General features: G+C 68.0%; 1 protein-coding gene. It reads left to right on the forward strand.

All coding sequences use genetic code 11. From position 1 onward, the window contains the following. Positions 1–403, forward strand: a 403-nt coding sequence (locus EEB15_RS33480; protein WP_199236723.1) for a hypothetical protein, incomplete at both ends; no start/stop codon positions are given.

The raw sequence follows: 403 nt of genomic DNA on the forward strand, positions 1-403 counted from the left end.
GGCGTCAGCTGGGGCGACTACAACGGCAAGCACGGGCAGATCAAGGCACACGTCGCCCAACTGGACGCGGAGCGCGCCGCGATCTGGGTAAGCCAGACCTTCCGCTATGGCCCGCCCGAAGGGCGCTACCTGACCAGCTCGGTATTGGTCACCACCCAGGCCGAACTGCGCCGCGAGGGCGGACGCTGGCAGATGGGCGCGATCCGGCGCACCGACGGCGTGGCCGTCGAGCGCCTGGAACAGAACATGGACGGTCGGGTGATCGCAGTGCTCGACCACCCGGACGAATCGCGCTCGCTGATCGCCGAGCTCGATCGCGAAGCGCTCGAATGGAAGATCACCGGCAAGCTGCCCAGCCCGTTCTGGCCCCTGCCGTCCAGTTCCGGGCTGCGCGAGTTCTACA

It is taken from the genome of Ramlibacter sp. WS9 (genome assembly GCF_003797765.1).
Classification (GTDB): domain Bacteria; phylum Pseudomonadota; class Gammaproteobacteria; order Burkholderiales; family Burkholderiaceae_C; genus Ramlibacter.